This window comes from Aurantiacibacter gilvus, assembly GCF_038289935.1.
GTDB classification, from domain to species: domain Bacteria; phylum Pseudomonadota; class Alphaproteobacteria; order Sphingomonadales; family Sphingomonadaceae; genus Alteraurantiacibacter; species Alteraurantiacibacter gilvus.
Genome location: NZ_JBBYHV010000001.1, coordinates 173,669 through 190,442, shown reverse-complemented (window position 1 = coordinate 190,442; position 16,774 = coordinate 173,669). Strand labels below are relative to the sequence as shown.

Below are 16,774 nucleotides of genomic sequence, written 5' to 3'. Positions count from 1 at the left end.
GTGAAGCTGCCGCGTATCCCCTTCCTGGCGAACCTGCCGCCTGTCCCCGTGGTACCGACCCCGCGGACGCTGGTGCTGCTGGCACTACTGGCGCCGGTGGCCGTGGTGGTTGCGGCGACTGCGCCCAATGCCTGGATCGTCGCCCCGGCAGCAGGCTTTGCGCTGCTGTTCCTGACGGTGATCGACGGGTTGCTGGCGGGCAAGCTGGTCAATTTCGCCTATTATGTGCCTGCCGACGCCGAAGTCGGGCAAGCCGCGCTGATCCGCGTCGAAGCAGAGATCGAGCGCGACAGCGACGCTGCCCTGCCCGAAGCCGCTATCGGCTTCGACCCGCGCCTTGGCGAGGGCGGATCGGCGCTGTTCAAGCTGCAGCCGACCGGCGAAGCGGGCATGTTTGCTGGCGACGGCAAGGCCGTCCCGGTCCGCCGCGGCCCGGGCGAATTGCACGACCTGTGGCTGCGCTGGCGCGGTCCGCTAGGGCTGGCCGTGAGGCAGAAACACTCCACGCTCGACGCCGGCATCCGCGTCTGGCCGGACCTCTCGCCGGTCCGCTCTCCCGTGCTGCAAAGCTTCCTGCGCGATGCCCAGTTCGGCCTCGTCGCCCGCCGTATCCGCGGCGAAGGCACGCAGTTCGAGGCGCTGTCCGAATACGAAGCTGGCATGGACCGCCGCCGCATCGACTGGAAGGCCTCGGCCCGCCACACCGCGCTCTACGCCCGCGAAAACGAGGCCGAGCGCGACAACCAGATCGTCTTAGCCTTCGACTGCGGCCAGTCGATGTGCGAGCCGGTCGACGGCCTGCCGCGCATCGACCGCGCTGTCTCCGCCGCGCTGATGGCGAGCTATGTCGCGCTGAAAGGTGGCGACAAGGTGAGCCTGTTCGGCTTTGCCGACCATCCGCAGCTGATGACACCCTTCGTCACCGACACCCGCGCCTTCCACCGCTTGCAGAGCGCGGCGGCAGAGCTCGACTACATCCCGCGCGAACCCAACTTCACCCTCGCGCTGGCCACGCTCACGGCGCGGCTCAAGCGCCGCAGCCTGATCGTGCTGTTCTCCGACTTTGCCGACCCGACCTCGGCCGAACTCATGGTCGAGAGTGTCGAGCGGCTGGTGCGCCACCACCTCGTCATTTTCGTCACCCTGGTCGACACCGAGCTGGAAGAGCTGACCGAGGCTGAACCTGAAAACATGAGCGACATTGCCGTGGCTGTTGGGGCTGACGCCCTCGCCCGCCAGCGCCAGCTGGTACTCACCCGGCTGCGCCGACTTGGCGTCAACGTGATCGAGGCGCGGCACGAGACCATAGGTTACCGCCTGATCGACCTCTACCTTGAAACCAAGCGGGCGGAGGCAATCGGCTGATGGCGCTATCCCTGTTCTCCAAGACCGAGATCGAGCCGCCCGCCGACATCGAAGCCGCGTCGCTACGGTCCGACAGGTTCCGGCTGGAACGCGAAGTCGACTGGCAGCGGCTCGAGGCCATCGTCACCGCGCTCGAAAAGAACCGCCCCAAGCGGATCAGCGACGACGACCTGCTTGAACTGCCGGTGCTCTACCGCAAGACCGCCTCGTCGCTGGCCGTCGCGCGCGAGACCTCGCTCGATGCAGCAACGCTGCACTACCTGGAGGCGCTGGTGCGCCGCGCATGGTTCCAGATCTACGGCCCGCGCATCGGCCTCACCGGCTGGCTGCGGTACTTCCTCGGCGGCGGCTGGAGCGCTTCGGTCCGCGCCATCTGGCTCGACATCTGCATCGCCTTCGCCGTCATGGTGGCGGGCACGGCGGTTGGCTGGCTGCTCGTGGAACGCGACGAAAGCTGGTTCTTCTCGCTGGTGCCCGGCGGGATGTCGGGTGGCCGCGTCCCCGGGGCTGACCCCGAAGTCCTGCGGGAAACACTCTCGACCACGGACGACGCCAACGGCCTTGGCGTTTTCGCCGCCTACCTGTTCTCCAACAATACCGGCGTGTGCATCATGGCCTTTGCGCTGGGCTTTGCCTTCGGCATCCCCACGCTGCTGCTGCTGGTGTACAACATGGCCCTGCTGGGCGCGATGCTGTGGGTCTTCGCCGATGCCGGGCTGGGCTGGGAATTCGGTGGCTGGCTGAGCGTCCACGGCACGACCGAGATCGGCGCCATCCTGCTCTCCGGCGCGGCGGGCATGCATGTAGGCCGCACCATGGCCTTCCCCGGCAAGCGGTCGATCCTGTCTGCCATGCGCCACGCCGGTGTGTGCGCTGCGCAAGTGATGGCAGGCTGCACCATCATGCTGATCGTGGCAGGCCTGCTGGAAGGCTATGCCCGCCAGCTGGTCGGTGACATGGGCTCGCGCTACATGATCGGCGGGGGAATGCTCGCCTTCTGGGTGCTCTACTTCGCCTTCGTGCCCAAGCCGCAGGAGCACGAGACATGAGCGAGCAGGCCGCACGCCGTCCCGTGCTCCAGAGCGACCTGTCCACGCGTTCGCGCATGCTGGTGACGCCCGAAGGCCTCGCCCTGCCGCTGACCGTGGGCAGCAAGGGCGCGCGGGCCGGCGCGCTGGTGCTGGACCTCGTCATCCTGATGATGGGCTTCATCGCCGTCATGGTGCTGCTTTCTGCGATCGGTGTCGGCCTGCTCGACATGAGCGGGGACGATGTCGATAGCTCGCCGGTGCTGCAGTTCCTGATCGTGGTGATCATCCTGCTGATGTTCCTGTCGCGCTATGGCTATTTCCTGTGGTTCGAGCTGGGCCCGCGCGCAGCCACGCCGGGCAAGCGACTGGTGGGCCTGCGCGTTGCCGCGCGCGACGGCGGACGGCTGACCGCCGAAATGGTGATCGCGCGCAACCTGGTACGCGATGTCGAGGTCTTCCTTCCCAGCTTTTTCCTGTTCGGCGGTGGGGCCTTCGCCGGGGTCTCCGGGCTTGCGGCCTTCATCTGGCTGGCGATCTTCGTGCTGTTTCCCGTGTTCAACAAGGACGCCTTGCGGGCGGGCGACATGGTGGCCGGTACCTGGGTGGTCGAAGCCAAGCAGGCCAAGCTGAAGGAGGCCATGTCATTGGCACCCGATCGCTCGACCGAATACCGCTTCGGCGAGGCCGAGCTGTCGGTTTACGGCGAGCACGAACTGCAGGTGCTGGAAGGCGTGCTGCGCCAGAACCGGCCCGAGTCCCTGCGCGAAGTGGCCGAGGCCATCACCACCAAGATCGGCTGGCAGCTGGGTGCAGGCGACGAGCGCGAGTTCCTCGAAGCCTTCTACGCCGCCCTGCGCGGCCATCTCGAATCGGGCATGCGCTTCGGCAAACGCAAGCGCGACAAGTTTTCGTGATCCTGCGTGACGCCGTGCCGGAAGACGCCGAGGCCCTTGCCAAGCTGGGCCGCGACAGCTTCTGCCATGCTTTCGCACATCTCTACTGCAAGGAAGACCTCGATAGCTTCCTGCAGGACGCCTATTCGGTCGAAGCCGTCGCCGCCGAGATTGCCGACCCTGCGATCCGGCACCAGCTGACCGAGGATTCGCCCGGCAGCGGCCTCACCGCCTTTATCAAGGTCAAACAGCCCAGCCCCTACCTCGAGCATTCGGACGCCGCGAAACCGCTGTGCCTTGGTCAGCTCTACACCGATCCCGCGCGCACGGGCGAAGGCCTTGGCGCCGCGCTGATGGACTGGTGCCTTGATCTCGCCCGCGAACGCGGCTGCGACGCGGTGCAATTGTCAGTCTGGAGCGAAAACTACGGGGCCCAGCGGTTCTACCAGCGCTATGGCTTTGGAAAGATTGCCGATATCGACTTCTGGGTGGGCGAACAGCGCGACGAGGAGCTACTCTACGAATTGCGCATCTGACCGCGAATTCCGGCAGTAGAGTTAATCGCCCCTTAGGGCTTTTCCGCGATAGCCGCAGGCATGGGAATTCCCGCACTCTCCTTGCCCGATTTCGACGGGGCCCCGGCGCGTGCACTGGCTGACGAACTGGTCAACGATCCGGCAATCGAGCGCATCCTGCAAACCGTGCGCGGACACCTGGGTGTCGAGATCGCCTTCGTGTCGCGCTATGTCGAGGATGGTCAGCGCGAGCTGACCCATGTCAGCACCGATCTCGACCTGCCGATGGGGCCGGGTTTCCGCGAGGATCGCGCCGATTCCTATTGCTGGCACATCCTGAATGGACGCCTGCCCGAACTGATCCAGGACCCGGCGGATCACCCGCTTACAGCCGAGCTGGGCATCACCGAATTCCTGCCGGTGGGTTGCCACATCAACACCCCGCTGCGGCTGGCCGACGGCACCGTCTGGGGCAGCTTCTGCGCGCTGAGCCGCCAGCCCGACCGCAGCATGAACCCGCGCGACCTGGATATCCTGAAGAGCTTTGCCGGCATCGTCGGCGAACGCATCGAAAGCTCGCTGGCAGAAGACGCCGAACTGCGCGAAACCCGCAAGCGGGTGGAAGCCATGCTCGATGGTCACGCCGTCACCATGTTCCAGCAGCCCATCCACGCGCTCGCAAGCGGCCAGGCCGTGGGCGTCGAATGTCTCGCCCGCTTCCCCGATCTCAACAAGCGCGGCCCGCAGGCATGGTTCGACGATGCCGAGAAGGTTGGCCTCGGCATGGAACTGGAAATGACCGCCGTGCGCGGGGCACTGGAGACCGTGGGTGCCGTGCCTGACGGCATCTATGCCGCGATCAACGCCTCGCCCGACACGATCATGTCCGGCACCTTGCGCGAGGTGCTTGAGGAGGCTGGCGCGAAGAACCTCGTGATCGAGATCACCGAGCACCAGCAGGTGGAAGACTTCGCCGCCCTCGCCCGCGAGATCGAGGCGCTCAAGGCTTTCGCCCGGATCGCCATCGACGATGTCGGCACCGGCTATTCCGGCCTGCGCCACCTGATCGAACTGCAGCCCGACATCCTCAAGATGGACATGCTGCTGACCCGCGACATCGACAGCGATCCTGCCCGCCGCGCCATCACCGCCGCCATGGTGCAGTTCTCGCATGATATCGGCGCGAAGCTGGTCGCCGAGGGGATCGAGACCGAATACGAACGCGCGGTAATGCAGGATCTCGGGGTCGACTACGGCCAGGGTTACCTGTTCGCCCGTCCGCTGCCGGTCGTCGCTGCGCAGCAACACTTGCTGGGCATGAAAATGGATGAGTAAGCCGAAGCTGTCCCCGGCTCGCTAGTCCTCGCCGCGCAGCGCCCGTTGCTGTTCGCGGGTCATTTCACGCGCCGCATAGATGTCGCCGCCCTCGATCTGCACGCCCATGCGTTCGTGATCATTGCGGCGGTAGAGTTCCTCGGCCCGGTCGATTTCCTCTTCGCTCAGCCCGATCTTCTCCAGCGCCATGAGCGCCATGCGGATCGCTGATTCATTCACTTCGCGCACGACATATTCGGCCGGGGTACTGGCCAGCGTGATGATCGAACGCCGATCGTACCCGCGGACATAGATCGACGCGTCAGGCCAATGCTCGTGCACCGCCTCGATCAGTTCGGCATCGGGCAATTCATCCTGGCAGAACATGATCAGTTGCGATTCGCCCGCCCCGGCCTGTCGCAGCAGGTCGAGGCGAGTACCGTCGCCGTAATAGACCTTGCTGCCAAACTCCTCGGCGAGGTCGATCTGCGCGGCTTTCTTGTCGATGATCGTCACGGACAGGCCGCCCGCCATCAACGTCTGCGCCACGCCTTGCCCGAACCGGCCGTAGCCGACCACCAAGGCGCTGGCGCCTTCGGGCTCGGGTGCCTGCCGGCCTTCGGGCGCTCCCTTCGGCTCCTGCCGGATGCGGCGGGTCGCCAACATCAGGAACGGCGTGGCAACCATGGACAGGGTAACGATAGCGCCGAACACGCTCGCCGATTCCTGTTCGATCAGCAGCGCCGCCTGCGCCTGGGTGTGGAGCACGAAGGCAAATTCACCGCCCTGGCTCAGCAGCAGGCCCAGTGCCAGCGCACTACGCCAGGTCATCTTCAGCAGCAGGCCTAGACCCGTGATGATCGCCGTCTTCACCACGATCAGCAGTGCCGCGAAGCCCACCACGAACACCGGTCGTTCGGCAATTGCACCAAGGTCCAGCATCATGCCCACGGCCACGAAGAACAGGCCGAGCAAGATCGAACGGAAGGGCTCGATATCGGCTTCCAGCTCGTGCCGGTACGGCGTGTCCGCGAGCATGACCCCGGCGATGAAAGCACCCAGCGCTGCCGAGAGGCCAAGCGACTGCATCACCACCGCGCTGGCCAATACGGTAAACAGCGCCGCAACGATGAAGAGCTCGCGCTCGCCCATCCCGCCAATCAGGCGGAACAGCGGCCGGATCAGCAACCGGCCAGCGGCAATAAGCCCAACCACGGCCGCCAGCGCCAGCAGGGCGAGCGTCCAGCCCGCCGGCCCTTCCTGCGCAGCCGGGTTGCGACTCATCGCGGCGATGATCGTGATCAGCGGGATGATCGACAGGTCCTGGAACAGCAGGATCGAGAAAGCCCGCTCGCCAAACGGCGTACGTAACCGGCCGGCAGATTGCAGCATGGGCAGAACCTGCGCGGTGGACGAAAGGCCAAGCGGCAAGCCGATGGCCAGCGCAGCTGCGGTCGTATAGCCAGTCAGGGCAAGGATGGTCGCGGTGACTGCCAGCCCGCAAGCCACGACTTGCGCCAACCCCAGCCCGAAGATCGCTCCGCGCATTCGCCAGAGGCGGGCTGGCGACAGCTCCAGCCCCACCACGAACAGCAGCATGACGATCCCCAGCTCGGCAATGGTCGCCATCTCTTCCGCGCCATCGACCAGGGCAAAGACGTGCGGCCCCAGCAGGGCACCGGCCAGCAGGTAGCCTAGCGTCGCCCCCAGCCCCGCGCGACGGAAGGCGAGCACGGCAACCAAGGCAAAGCCCAGCATCAGCAGCGCCTCGCGCAGCATCAGGCCGTGTCCATCTTCCACCTGGTCAGTTCCTCGTCAAAGCCATCGCCATTTCCAGAACAGTAGCAATTGGGCGGTCATGACTGCCCCGCACAGGCCAACAACGATCCAGAAGGCATCGCCGTCGTCGACTCCCGGCATGCCGCCAACATTGATGCCCAGCAGGCCGGTGATGAAGCCCAGCGGCAAGAAGATCCCCGCCACGATGGTGAGCAGGTAGGTAGCCTGTTCGTTACGCGCAATCGACCGTCCGCGAATATCGTCCATCAGCACGACAGCGCTTTCCTTGCTGATGTCGAGGTCTTCGAGATAGCGCCGCAGCCGGTCGATGGACTCGGCAATCTCGCGCCGGTCGTGTTCTTCGAACCATGATGGTGCGTAGCGCGAAATGGCTTCGAGCGCCTCGTGCATTGGCCCCATGTGCCGCTTCAGGCCCAGGCAATTGCGGCGAATGCTGGCGATCTTGTCGAGCATCTCTTCGGCATCGTCGCCTCCCTGCTGTTCCTCCAGGGTGTCGATGTGTTCGTTCATGTCCACGATCGAACGGTTCATGCGGTTGATCATAGCCTCGGTAATCTCGGTGATCAGCGCCCCGGCGTCGGTAGGGCCAGCCTCGCGCCGGTCGATCATGGCCAGCACGCGGCGCGGCGTCTGCAGGGGGTGGCGGCGCAAGGTCAGCAGCCGCGTACCGTCGCACCACATCTGCATCGACAGCATGTCTTCCGGCTCTGCGCCGGGATTGAAGTTGATACCCCTCAGCGTAGCGACCAGCGTCTCCCCTTCGCGAAAGGCGCGCGGCCGCGTCCGGTCGCTGACCAGCAGTTCGCGGGTCGGCTCGGGAATTCCCAGCTTTTCCAGCCATTCCTCGACGCCGGGTCGGTTGCGGCAAAGGTGTACCCACATCACCTTGCCGTTCTCGTCGGGCTGCCACTCCAGCGCTTGTTCCCATGTCAGCGGGCGCCCGGCGCCCACGCCGTCAAGTACGCGCGCAAACAGTAGCGGGTTGTCATCACTGCAGTCAGCCGCGCCGCCCGCGGCGCCTTCACTTTCCTGTTCGTCGATATGCGTGTCGTTCATGCACCAACACCATGCCGCAATCGCGCCGCGCTGTCATTGCCTCGCTTGCGCCTCAGCCGTGCGCGCTCTCGCGGTCGATGACAAGCGGGTCGTCCCGGTCAGTCGGCACGGTGATGATGATCGTCAGCGCGGTGGCGACAACGATGCCGATGGCGAGGAAGAACAGCGGGGCCTGTAATCCCCCGAACCCGGCGAGCAAGGCAAAGGAGAAACCGGCAAAGCTGGTCCCCTGGTTGACGAAAGCCATGTAGATCGAAAACTGCGTGGCCCCGGTCTTTGGAGCGCAGAACGCCATGTTGATCGCGCCGATGCCGGTGCCCACCATGTTGTAAAGCAGCGTCCACCCGATCGCGATGGCCCACAGCATCCAGCCCTGGTCCCACAACGGCTCTGCAACGGCGATCGCCACGATGCCAAGCGCAAACAGCGCGAAGGTTACAACCTGGAACGGCTTTGGCCCCATGCGCGAACACAGCCAGCCACCCAGCGTCATGGCGGCCACTGCTGCGATCAGCTGTGCCGTTCCGTTGGCCGCGCCGATCTGCGCTTCGTTCCAGCCGGCGTAGTTGGCTGCGATGATCGGCACGGCGACGGCCATGGTTCCGTAGCCGAGGCCGCGCAGGAAGACGGCGGCGCTCCAGATGATGCTGTCGCGGCGGAAGAGGTTCCTGAAGGCTCCTTTCACCAGTTCGACCCAGCTATCGGCTTGCATGGCCAAGCTGGCAGGGGAAGCGACGCCCCGGCTCCACGGCAGGCGTCGCTCTCCCGTGCGTTCGCGTACCCATACGAGGAAGACCGTCGTGAACAGGATGGCCGCAGCCCCGCTGGCATAACCGGCTCCGATGCCGAACTGGAAGATGATCAGACCGGCTACCGCCGCGGCAATGGCGATGCCCAGCGATTGCCCGCCAGCCATCAGCCCGCCGGCATAGCCGCGCTCTTCGCTGTCACAGATATCAACCGCCAGGGCATCGGCGGCGACGTCCTGGAAGACGACTGCAAGGCTGACCACAAAGGCGATGGTGCCCAGCAGGACCTCTTCGCGCGGCCCCGGAACCAGCAAGGCACAAAGCAGCAGCGTGATGACTATGACCGCCTGCGACCCGATCAGCCAGGCCCGTCGCCGCCCCATGGGCAGGTAACTGTAGCGATCCATCAGGGCGCCATTGACGAACTTCAGGCTCCACGGGATTCCCGCCATCCCGATGACGTAACCCACTTCGCCTGCGGTCGCGCCGTTGGCGGCCATCCAGGCCGGAATGGCAAATTCAAGCAGCCCGATGGGAATGCCCTGCGCCAGGTAAAGCACGAGAATGGTCGACAGCCGCATCCGGCGGTTGTCCGTCATTGTTGGGTTCTGAAACACTCTTGTCCCCCCGGTGAGTGTTTTGACGACCCTGAAGCCATGTTAGCGCATGACCAGTGACCGAATGTGTCCGCGCTATTTGCGGTAAAGTCAATTTGGCCGCGTCATTGCTCCTTCATCTGCCTGTGACTATATCCGCCCCCATGTCTTCCGTACGCCCTTGGCGCGATATCGAGCGCCGCCAGTCCCGCCAGATCATGGTCGGCAACGTGCCGGTCGGCGGCGATGCACCGATCACGGTGCAGACCATGACCAATACCCCCACCGAAGATGTCGGCGCGACGATCGACCAGATCCGCCGGTGCGAGGACGTGGGAGCGGACATCATCCGCGTTTCCTGCCCCACGGCGGAATCGACCGAGAACTTCGACCAGATCACCAAGGCGGCGAACGTGCCGATCGTCGCCGACATCCATTTCCACTACAAGCGCGCGCTGGAAGCGGCCGACAAGGGCGCGGCCTGCCTGCGCATCAATCCCGGCAATATCGGCTCGAGCGAGCGCGTGGCCGAGGTCGTCCGCGCGGCCAAGGCCAATGGCTGCGCGATCCGCATCGGCGTCAACGCCGGTTCGCTGGAGCGTGACCTGCTGGAGAAATACGGCGAGCCCTGCCCCGAGGCGCTGATCGAGTCCGCGCTCGACCATATCAAGCTGCTGCAGGACCACGATTTCCACGAATTCAAGGTGGCGGTGAAGGCGTCCGACGTCTTCCTCGCGGTCGCGGCCTACCACGGCCTTGCCGAAACGGTCGATTGCCCGCTGCACCTAGGCATTACCGAGGCGGGCGGCCTGATCGGCGGCACGGTGAAAAGCTCCATCGGCATCGGTTCGCTGCTCTGGGCCGGTATCGGTGACACAATCCGCGTCTCGCTGTCGGCAGAACCCGAGCAGGAAGTGCGGGTCGGCTTCGAAATGCTCAAGGCGCTCGGCCTGCGTACGCGCGGGGTGCGCGTGGTGTCGTGCCCTTCGTGCTCACGGCAGGGTTTCGACGTGATCCGTACGGTGGAGGCACTCGAGAAGCGGCTCGAACATATCAAGACGCCGATGAGCCTCTCGGTACTCGGCTGCGTGGTGAATGGACCGGGCGAAGCGCGCGAAACCGATATCGGCATTACCGGTGGCGGCGCGGGCAAGCATATGGTTTATTTGTCAGGGGTTACCGACCATCACGTCGAGAGCGAAGCCATGCTCGATCACATCGTGGAACTGGTGGAAGCCAAGGCTGCCGAGATCGAGGCGGGGACCGCCGTCGCCTTTGATCCTCACGCGCAAGCGGCGGAATAGAAGGGGAAGACCATGAAGGACGAAAAGATGGGCGGGGGCGCCAAGCTGACTCCGGACGAAGAAGCGCGCATCAAGGCCGAAAAGGGCGAAGGCGGCCCGGCCGGCGTGAAGGGCAACGTAAAGCCCGGCGCGAAGAAGAAGTAGCGCCCAATGTTGCGGGCCAGTCCTGCCGTCCGGCTGACGTCGGCACTGACCCCGCTGGCCCTGCTGCTGGCCGGTTGCGCCAGCACCCAGCAACACCAATCTGCCACGCCCGAAGCGACATCCTATGTCGTAACGCCAAACCCGTCGGCAGAAGTGGATGCGGCGCTCGCCCGCGCTACCGCCAACAATACGCGCGTGATGCTGGTGATGGGGGCCAACTGGTGCCACGACAGCCGCGCGCTGGCCGGCTGGCTTGCAACACCGCGCTTCCAGGCGCTGGTCGCCGAGCATTACGAACTGGTGTTCATCAACATCGGCATGCCGCAAACCGGCGATGGCCATAATATCGACATTGCGCAGCGCTTTGGCCTCGCGGACCTTCCCGGCACGCCCAACCTGCTGGTGATCACCGCCGATGGCACGCTGGTGAACGTCGATACGGCCACCACCTGGCGCAATGCAGCCAGCCGCAGCGAAGAGGCGATCTATGCCGAGCTGGAGCGACTTTCCGCTTCATCCTGACTTGACTTGCCAGCCCCGATTCCCTTGAAGTTTTCCTTCAAGATTAGAGGGGTAAGATCAAGATGAATGTACCGATCAGCAAGGCGGCCATTGGTCTGACGCTGGGCATGGCACTGGCTGCCTGCAGCAGCGGTGTCGACATGGCCAAGACCGAAATGACCGATTCCTGCGTGAACAGCAGCGGCGGCCGGCTGACCGAGGGGGAATGCAGCTGCATGACCGATCGGGCATTCGCCGAGCTCAATTCCGAAGAACTGGCCTTCGTCGACGACGTTTACAGCCTGCCGCCGGGTACGCCTGACAGCGAAGCTGCCGAAATGATCGGCATGGACCAGGGCGAGTTCAACCGCCTGTCGCGCTCTTTCGCCAGCAAGATCGGCAGCAGCGCCATCGGTGCCGCCATGGAGTGCGTCGCTTCCTGATGCGCATTCGGCCTCTGGATCTAGGCCGGGAAACCAGTGGAAATCGCTAGCTTCCCTTTACTCCGTGGCAAGACCTGCACGGTAGTGTGCAGACCATGGATGCCAAGCTGGCCCTTTCCTGTGTGCTGATCGTCGGCGGAGCCGTGGGCGTAGCCTTGCCCGTGTTCCATGCCGAAGATCAGCTTACACGCCATGCGCAGGCCGATGGTGACGATACGATCATGATCGGCTCGGCGCAGAATGTGCCGGCAGCGTCGGGCTGGGGCGACGAAATGGTGCTGCAACGCGAGCGCGACGGGCACTTCTACGCCGATGTCTCGGTCGACGGCGTGCCCACGCGCATGCTGGTGGATACGGGCGCCAGTGTCGTCGCTCTTACCGGTGACGATGCCCTCGCCATGGGCCTCTATTGGGACGAGCAAGAGGTCCAGCCGGTGGCCCAGGGCGCCAGCGGCGCGGTTCACGGCGTCCACACCAACATTCCACGCCTGCGGCTGGGTGAATTCGAAGCCAGCAACGTCGACGCCATCATCGTTCCCGAAGGCCTGGGCATATCGCTGCTGGGCCAGTCTTTCCTGCAAACCGTCGGCGATGTCCGCATTGCCGATGATCGCATGGTGCTGGGCAACTGAAACCAATGAACATGAGCAGCCTCCTGCCCCGCCGCTGGCGCGCCAAGGCCGAGGCCACACGCCACGCCGAAGCGATCACCGAGGTATTACGCACACCGCCGATCGCGCCCAAGCAGGACGGCGTCGTGCTGTTCTCCATGATCGGCACGGCGGTGCTGCTGCCCTATCTGGTCGCGGTAAAGTCGCTGTGGCACGAACTGCGCCGCGGGCGCGTGGCCATCCTCGACGATGGCACGCTGACCGCGCAGGACCGCGCGATCCTGGCGCACCATTGCGGCGATCCCGAGATCATGCGCATCGATGACGTCGTGCTCAACGAGTTTCCCGCTGGCGGTACCTGGGAACGCCTGCTGACCATCCTCGACAACCGTGCCGGTGAGTACTGGATCCAGCTGGACAGCGACACGGTGACCATCGGCCCCGTGCCGGAAATCGCCGAAGCCATCGCGCGCAACCGCAGTTTCCTGTTCCTGGGCGGCAAGGACGCCGAAGTCGGCCCGCTCCCGCTGGCTGAATTCCGCCAGCAGTTCTACCCCGACGGAGAGATGGACGGGCACGTGCAGACGCGCATCGAATCCCGTCTCGACTCGATCAGCGCCAAGCGCGGGTGGAAATATGCCCGCGGCTGTTCGGGCTTTGCCGGTTTCGCCGCCATGGGCACCGGTCGTCCGCTTGCCAGCGCCTTCCTGACCGAGATGAAGCGCATGATCGGCGAGGAGGACGTGACGATCTGGGGTACCGAACAGGTCACCAGCAATTTCCACCTCGCCAACGAGGCGGAGCCGGTGGTGCTGCCCTACGACCGCTACATGAATTACTGGAACGAGGACTGGGGCGAAGATACCCGCTTCGTCCATTTCGTCGGCACGCACCGCCACGACAACGGTGCCTACATCGCCGCCAGCCAGGACGCCATAGCCCGCCTCGAAGGCTGATCGGCGCGCGACATATGGACAAGGTTCAGGTCGCAGGTGCAATGAGGTCCGCATGAACCGCCGCGAGCTGCTTGCCTCGACACTTGTTACCGGGACGGCCTTGGCCGCCGGTCCGGCGCGCGTGTTTGCGCAGGCCGCGCCTGGCCCGCGCACCCGCCGCCTGCTGGACGTGGCCCGCCGCGAAGTCGAGCGCGTGGGCGACGTGCTCTGGCGCAAGGACGTGGTGGGCATTGCCGACTTCGGCCTGCACTCCAGCATGCCGCGCTTCCATTTCGTGAATCTCGAGGCGGGGACGGCGGACAGCGTGCTGGTTGCCCATGGCAGCGGCTCCGACCCCGAGCACGACGGCTGGCTCAACGCCTATTCCAACCTGCACGACAGCTGGGCCACCAGCCGCGGGGCCTATGTCAGCTGGGAATGGTACGAAGGCCGCTTTGGCACCTCGGTACGCCTCGGCGGGCTGGACAGCGACAACTCCAATGCCTTCCCGCGTGCCATCGTGATGCACCCGGCAAGCTATGCCACGCCCGAACATGTCGAGCGCTGGGGGCGGTTGGGCCGTTCGAACGGATGCTTCGCCTTCGGGCCGGAAGTCTTCCCCCAGGCCCTATACCGGCTGGCGGGCGGACGACTGCTTTTTGCTGATACGCTGGGGATCGGTAGTGATGGCGAACAAGTCGCTGCACCCACCCAGCAGCCCGTCGACTTCGAGACGGCAATTGCCGAACGGCGACTGGAACAGCAGGAAGCCGTGACGCAAGTGCTGGAGGATGTCGCCAGCGAAGAGGTGGAAGCGCGGGTGACCAGCGGCGCGATTGACGAAGGCGGAGGTCCGCAGCGTCCCTGATTACCGCGCCGTACTGCGGATATCGTCGATGATCTCGATCACTTCCTCGCTCGATGCCCGGGCGCGGTTGCCCACGCGCGGTGAGTCCAGCGCGGCCAGCACCGGCGCATCGCGATTGTAGATATCGTCGAACTGGCGCAATTCGCCATCCACGTCGACGCCCACGGTGAAATAGGTGATGTAGACCGGCATTGTCCGCTCTACCGGCACGCGGGTGTATTCCCCGCTGGTAGAGATCTCCACGGCCTCGTCACGCGACGCCCCCTGGCCGAGGATCGCCACGGTCATGGCCAGTTCCAGCGCCCGTTCCACGCGGATGCAGCCGTGGCTGCGCGCACGGTTGGCGGAGTCGAACAGGTGCCGCGCTGGGGTATCGTGCAAGAAAATCGCGTGCGGATTGGGCATGTCGAGCTTCATCATGCCCAGCGAATTGCCGGGGCCGGGCTGCTGCACCACGCTGATATAGCCGTTGGCCCCGCGCGTGGCGCGATAGCCGTTGGCGCGCGCCCATTGCGGGTTGTTGAGCACGCGGTTGCCCAGCCCTTCGCCGCGAACGATGGACTGCGGCACGGTCCAGGTCGGGTTGAACACCACGCCTTCCACTGTCTCCATCAGCTGCGGCGTGGCCGTGCGGCCCGGCGCGCCGACGATAGTGCGGTAGGTACGGATGATCTGGTCGTTCACCATCAGGCGCAGCTGGTATTCGGGAACATTGGTAAGCAGGTACTGCCCGCCAAGGTCGCGCGGCAGCCAGCGCCAGCGATCCATGTTGGCGCGGATAATGCGGCGCTTTTCGGTCTCTTCTTCCGGCGTATTCGCCAGTTCCTCGCGCAGGGCAGCATAGTCGGCGTGCGTCGGTGCCAGCAGGTCCACGATCCGGTGGATGTCACCATTGTCGAGCAATTGCGCCACCAGTGCGCCGGTGGGCATCAGGTCGGCATCGGGATCGACCACGAACCACTGCCGCCGCGCCTCCATCGGTGTGCGGCCATCGCGCAGGTCCTCGATCAGCCAGGTCAACACGCCGTTGGCGCGAGTGTTGAGCGCGCTGCTCTCGCCGTTGGCAATTTCGGCGCGCAACAGGTCAGGCCGGTAGTCGGCAGGATCGAGGCCTTCGCTGCCGATATTCTCCAGCACTTCGGCCAGTGCCGTGGCGTTCTCGACCGACCAGTGATGGATGGCGACTACCCGCGGGTCCTCCTGCACGACTTCCTCGCTGCGAAAGCCGGGCGTCACGGTAACCTCAGCCGCGTCCTCGTCCTGCAAGGGGTCCTGCGGCACAAGCGTTTGGGCAGCACCCGGCACAGCCATCAGCGCTGCTACCGCAGCAGCAGTTGTCAGGCCTGCCAGCCCCATGTGATTCGTTGTCCGTTTGACCATGATAGCCCTGTAATTTTGCCGTTTGGCGAAGCTAGGATCAAGCAAGTGCGCTTTCCCCGTCCTGAACGCGGGAGATGACGAAAAGCTCCGCGCGACCTAGACAGCCGCAAATGGATCACCCCGAACGCCTGCTGCTGCCGTTCCTTGCCGCGATTGTCGGGGTGGCCTTCCTGTCGCTGATGGATGCCTACATGAAAGAGGCCTCGCTCGCCGCGGGTGCCTATTCGGCCACCATGCTGCGGGCGTTGATCGCATCGGCCATCACCTTGCCGATCTGGCTCTTGCGCCGCCCCCGGTGGCCGCGCGGCCAGGTGCTGAAGCTTCACCTGCAACGCGGCGTGATCTCGGCCTTCATGGCACTGAGCTTCTTTTATGCACTCACCCAGCTGCCCTTGGCGGAGGCCATTGCCATCAGCTTCGTCGCGCCGCTGATCGCACTCTATTTCGCGCACCTCCTGCTGGGCGAGGAGATCGGGCGCGGGGCGATCTATGCCTCCATCATCGGCTTCATCGGCACCATGGTGATCGTCTGGGGCCGGCTGGGGCGCTCCGACTTCGGCGAAGACACGGCGCTGGGGCTGGCATCGCTGGCTTTCTCGGCCCTTCTCTACGCCTACAACTTCGTGATTATCCGCAAGCAGTCGCAACTGGCCGGGCCGCTGGAAGTCGCGACCTTCCAGTCTTGCATCGGGGCCGTTGTCTTGGCGCTGGCAGCCCCGTTCTTCTTCGTCCTGCCCAGGATCGACACCGCCGGCACACTGACCAAGGCAGCAGTACTGGGCGTCGTCGCATCGATGATTATCGCCTGGGCCTATGCTCGCGCCGAGGCACAGGTGCTGGTGCCGGTCGAATACACCGGGTTCCTGTGGGCCGCGCTGTTCGGCTGGTTGTTCTTCCGCGAGACCGTGACGGCGCCGACCCTCGTCGGCGTCTTGCTGATCGTCGTCGCCTGCTGGATCGCCGCCCCGCGGGCAAAGCGCACCGCGACGATGGAGACCGCCAACCTCTAGCCGCCCGGCTGCTCCCGAGTGACGATCTCGTCCTCGACTTCGTCCGAAAACCAGCCGGATTTCTCCCAGATCAGGCCCGCCGATGCGCCCAGGAAGGCGGCCAGCACCAACGCTGCGAGCATGACCAGCACACCCAGCCTCGTCTTGTGTTTTTGCGGACTTCCCAGTGACATGACGCGATTCTCCGGCAATCGGACGAGGAACTGCCTTCCCCATCCCTGCTGCAATGCATCATCGGTGACTTGACCTGCGCCGCACA

At 64.9% G+C, this 16,774-nt stretch carries 18 protein-coding genes; 13 read left to right on the top strand and 5 right to left on the bottom strand.

Annotated elements, in window-relative coordinates; genetic code table 11:
* The 5 genes from AAEO60_RS00920 to AAEO60_RS00900 are packed head-to-tail and all read left to right on the top strand — an operon-like array spanning position 1 to position 5,139.
* Positions 1 to 1,365, top strand: coding sequence for a DUF58 domain-containing protein (locus AAEO60_RS00920; RefSeq protein ID WP_341671760.1), 1,365 nt, complete (start codon positions 1 to 3; stop codon positions 1,363 to 1,365).
* Complete coding sequence (locus tag AAEO60_RS00915; protein WP_341671759.1) at positions 1,365 to 2,414, top strand: stage II sporulation protein M; 1,050 nt, start codon at positions 1,365 to 1,367, stop codon at positions 2,412 to 2,414. Before AAEO60_RS00920 ends, AAEO60_RS00915 begins: the two co-directional genes overlap by 1 nt.
* Positions 2,411 to 3,310 (top strand): RDD family protein, encoded by a 900-nt coding sequence (locus AAEO60_RS00910; RefSeq protein ID WP_341671758.1) that lies wholly within the window; start codon positions 2,411 to 2,413, stop codon positions 3,308 to 3,310. Before AAEO60_RS00915 ends, AAEO60_RS00910 begins: the two co-directional genes overlap by 4 nt.
* Positions 3,307 to 3,825: a GNAT family N-acetyltransferase gene (locus AAEO60_RS00905; RefSeq protein ID WP_341671757.1), complete on the top strand. Its 519-nt coding sequence runs from the start codon at positions 3,307 to 3,309 to the stop codon at positions 3,823 to 3,825. Before AAEO60_RS00910 ends, AAEO60_RS00905 begins: the two co-directional genes overlap by 4 nt.
* A gap of 60 nt (positions 3,826 to 3,885) precedes the next feature.
* A complete protein-coding gene (locus AAEO60_RS00900) occupies positions 3,886 to 5,139 on the top strand; it encodes a sensor domain-containing phosphodiesterase (RefSeq protein ID WP_341671756.1) in 1,254 nt (417 codons plus the stop codon).
* 21 nt (positions 5,140 to 5,160) lie between these two features.
* Here AAEO60_RS00900 and AAEO60_RS00895 read toward each other — a convergent pair whose 3' ends face one another.
* Genes AAEO60_RS00895 through AAEO60_RS00885 form a run of 3 tightly spaced genes read right to left on the bottom strand, consistent with a single transcriptional unit; the run spans position 5,161 to position 9,322 of the window.
* Positions 5,161 to 6,897 carry a cation:proton antiporter domain-containing protein gene (locus AAEO60_RS00895; RefSeq protein ID WP_341673522.1) on the bottom strand — a complete coding sequence of 579 codons (1,737 nt, stop codon included), beginning with the start codon at positions 6,895 to 6,897 and terminating at the stop codon, positions 5,161 to 5,163.
* Positions 6,898 to 6,933: 36 nt separating this feature from the next.
* Positions 6,934 to 7,974, bottom strand: a complete 1,041-nt coding sequence (locus AAEO60_RS00890; protein ID WP_341671755.1) for a zinc transporter ZntB — start codon at positions 7,972 to 7,974, stop codon at positions 6,934 to 6,936.
* Between the two features lie 52 nt (positions 7,975 to 8,026).
* Positions 8,027 to 9,322 (bottom strand): MFS transporter, encoded by a 1,296-nt coding sequence (locus AAEO60_RS00885; protein ID WP_341671754.1) that lies wholly within the window; start codon positions 9,320 to 9,322, stop codon positions 8,027 to 8,029.
* A 161-nt stretch (positions 9,323 to 9,483) separates the two neighbouring features.
* Here AAEO60_RS00885 and ispG point away from each other — a divergent pair, with 161 nt between their 5' ends.
* From ispG to AAEO60_RS00850, 7 genes are all read left to right on the top strand, one after another.
* On the top strand, positions 9,484 to 10,623 hold the full coding sequence (ispG, locus tag AAEO60_RS00880) for a flavodoxin-dependent (E)-4-hydroxy-3-methylbut-2-enyl-diphosphate synthase (RefSeq protein WP_341671753.1): 1,140 nt from the start codon (positions 9,484 to 9,486) through the stop codon (positions 10,621 to 10,623).
* A 12-nt stretch (positions 10,624 to 10,635) separates the two neighbouring features.
* Complete coding sequence (locus AAEO60_RS00875) at positions 10,636 to 10,767, top strand: hypothetical protein (RefSeq protein WP_341671752.1); 132 nt, start codon at positions 10,636 to 10,638, stop codon at positions 10,765 to 10,767.
* A gap of 6 nt (positions 10,768 to 10,773) precedes the next feature.
* A complete protein-coding gene (locus tag AAEO60_RS00870) occupies positions 10,774 to 11,289 on the top strand; it encodes a thioredoxin family protein (protein WP_341671751.1) in 516 nt (171 codons plus the stop codon).
* Between the two features lie 62 nt (positions 11,290 to 11,351).
* Positions 11,352 to 11,711: a hypothetical protein gene (locus AAEO60_RS00865; RefSeq protein WP_341671750.1), complete on the top strand. Its 360-nt coding sequence runs from the start codon at positions 11,352 to 11,354 to the stop codon at positions 11,709 to 11,711.
* Between the two features lie 95 nt (positions 11,712 to 11,806).
* A complete protein-coding gene (locus AAEO60_RS00860; RefSeq protein WP_341673521.1) occupies positions 11,807 to 12,343 on the top strand; it encodes a retropepsin-like aspartic protease family protein in 537 nt (178 codons plus the stop codon).
* 11 nt (positions 12,344 to 12,354) lie between these two features.
* Positions 12,355 to 13,278, top strand: a complete 924-nt coding sequence (locus tag AAEO60_RS00855; protein WP_341671749.1) for a hypothetical protein — start codon at positions 12,355 to 12,357, stop codon at positions 13,276 to 13,278.
* A gap of 52 nt (positions 13,279 to 13,330) precedes the next feature.
* Complete coding sequence (locus AAEO60_RS00850) at positions 13,331 to 14,125, top strand: murein L,D-transpeptidase catalytic domain-containing protein (protein ID WP_341671748.1); 795 nt, start codon at positions 13,331 to 13,333, stop codon at positions 14,123 to 14,125.
* On the opposite strand, the gene AAEO60_RS00845 is transcribed toward AAEO60_RS00850, so the two are convergent.
* The gene (locus AAEO60_RS00845; protein WP_341671747.1) at positions 14,126 to 15,505 is read right to left on the bottom strand and encodes a L,D-transpeptidase family protein; all 1,380 of its coding nucleotides are present in this window, start codon (positions 15,503 to 15,505) and stop codon (positions 14,126 to 14,128) included.
* Between the two features lie 110 nt (positions 15,506 to 15,615).
* Here AAEO60_RS00845 and AAEO60_RS00840 point away from each other — a divergent pair, with 110 nt between their 5' ends.
* The gene (locus AAEO60_RS00840; protein ID WP_341671746.1) at positions 15,616 to 16,515 is read left to right on the top strand and encodes a DMT family transporter; all 900 of its coding nucleotides are present in this window, start codon (positions 15,616 to 15,618) and stop codon (positions 16,513 to 16,515) included.
* Here the strand turns inward: AAEO60_RS00840 and AAEO60_RS00835 are convergent.
* Positions 16,512 to 16,688 (bottom strand): hypothetical protein, encoded by a 177-nt coding sequence (locus tag AAEO60_RS00835; RefSeq protein WP_341671745.1) that lies wholly within the window; start codon positions 16,686 to 16,688, stop codon positions 16,512 to 16,514. The two genes, AAEO60_RS00840 and AAEO60_RS00835, sit on opposite strands and share 4 nt — an antisense overlap.
* Positions 16,689 to 16,774 lie beyond the last annotated feature (86 nt).

Excerpts from the sequence above, each read along its gene's own strand:
- AAEO60_RS00870 (WP_341671751.1), top strand. The coding sequence starts at position 10,774 with ATGTTGCGGGCCAGTCCTGCCGTCCGGCTGACGTCGGCACTGACCCCG.
- AAEO60_RS00900 (WP_341671756.1), top strand. The coding sequence starts at position 3,886 with ATGGGAATTCCCGCACTCTCCTTGCCCGATTTCGACGGGGCCCCGGCG.
- AAEO60_RS00860 (WP_341673521.1), top strand. The coding sequence starts at position 11,807 with ATGGATGCCAAGCTGGCCCTTTCCTGTGTGCTGATCGTCGGCGGAGCC.
- AAEO60_RS00910 (WP_341671758.1), top strand. The coding sequence starts at position 2,411 with ATGAGCGAGCAGGCCGCACGCCGTCCCGTGCTCCAGAGCGACCTGTCC.
- AAEO60_RS00875 (WP_341671752.1), top strand. The coding sequence starts at position 10,636 with ATGAAGGACGAAAAGATGGGCGGGGGCGCCAAGCTGACTCCGGACGAA.
- AAEO60_RS00855 (WP_341671749.1), top strand. The coding sequence starts at position 12,355 with ATGAGCAGCCTCCTGCCCCGCCGCTGGCGCGCCAAGGCCGAGGCCACA.
- AAEO60_RS00915 (WP_341671759.1), top strand. The coding sequence starts at position 1,365 with ATGGCGCTATCCCTGTTCTCCAAGACCGAGATCGAGCCGCCCGCCGAC.
- AAEO60_RS00890 (WP_341671755.1), bottom strand. The coding sequence starts at position 7,974 with ATGAACGACACGCATATCGACGAACAGGAAAGTGAAGGCGCCGCGGGC.
- AAEO60_RS00865 (WP_341671750.1), top strand. The coding sequence starts at position 11,352 with ATGAATGTACCGATCAGCAAGGCGGCCATTGGTCTGACGCTGGGCATG.
- AAEO60_RS00840 (WP_341671746.1), top strand. The coding sequence starts at position 15,616 with ATGGATCACCCCGAACGCCTGCTGCTGCCGTTCCTTGCCGCGATTGTC.
- AAEO60_RS00845 (WP_341671747.1), bottom strand. The coding sequence starts at position 15,505 with ATGGTCAAACGGACAACGAATCACATGGGGCTGGCAGGCCTGACAACT.
- ispG (WP_341671753.1), top strand. The coding sequence starts at position 9,484 with ATGTCTTCCGTACGCCCTTGGCGCGATATCGAGCGCCGCCAGTCCCGC.
- AAEO60_RS00885 (WP_341671754.1), bottom strand. The coding sequence starts at position 9,322 with ATGACGGACAACCGCCGGATGCGGCTGTCGACCATTCTCGTGCTTTAC.
- AAEO60_RS00850 (WP_341671748.1), top strand. The coding sequence starts at position 13,331 with ATGAACCGCCGCGAGCTGCTTGCCTCGACACTTGTTACCGGGACGGCC.
- AAEO60_RS00835 (WP_341671745.1), bottom strand. The coding sequence starts at position 16,688 with ATGTCACTGGGAAGTCCGCAAAAACACAAGACGAGGCTGGGTGTGCTG.
- AAEO60_RS00895 (WP_341673522.1), bottom strand. The coding sequence starts at position 6,897 with ATGCTGCGCGAGGCGCTGCTGATGCTGGGCTTTGCCTTGGTTGCCGTG.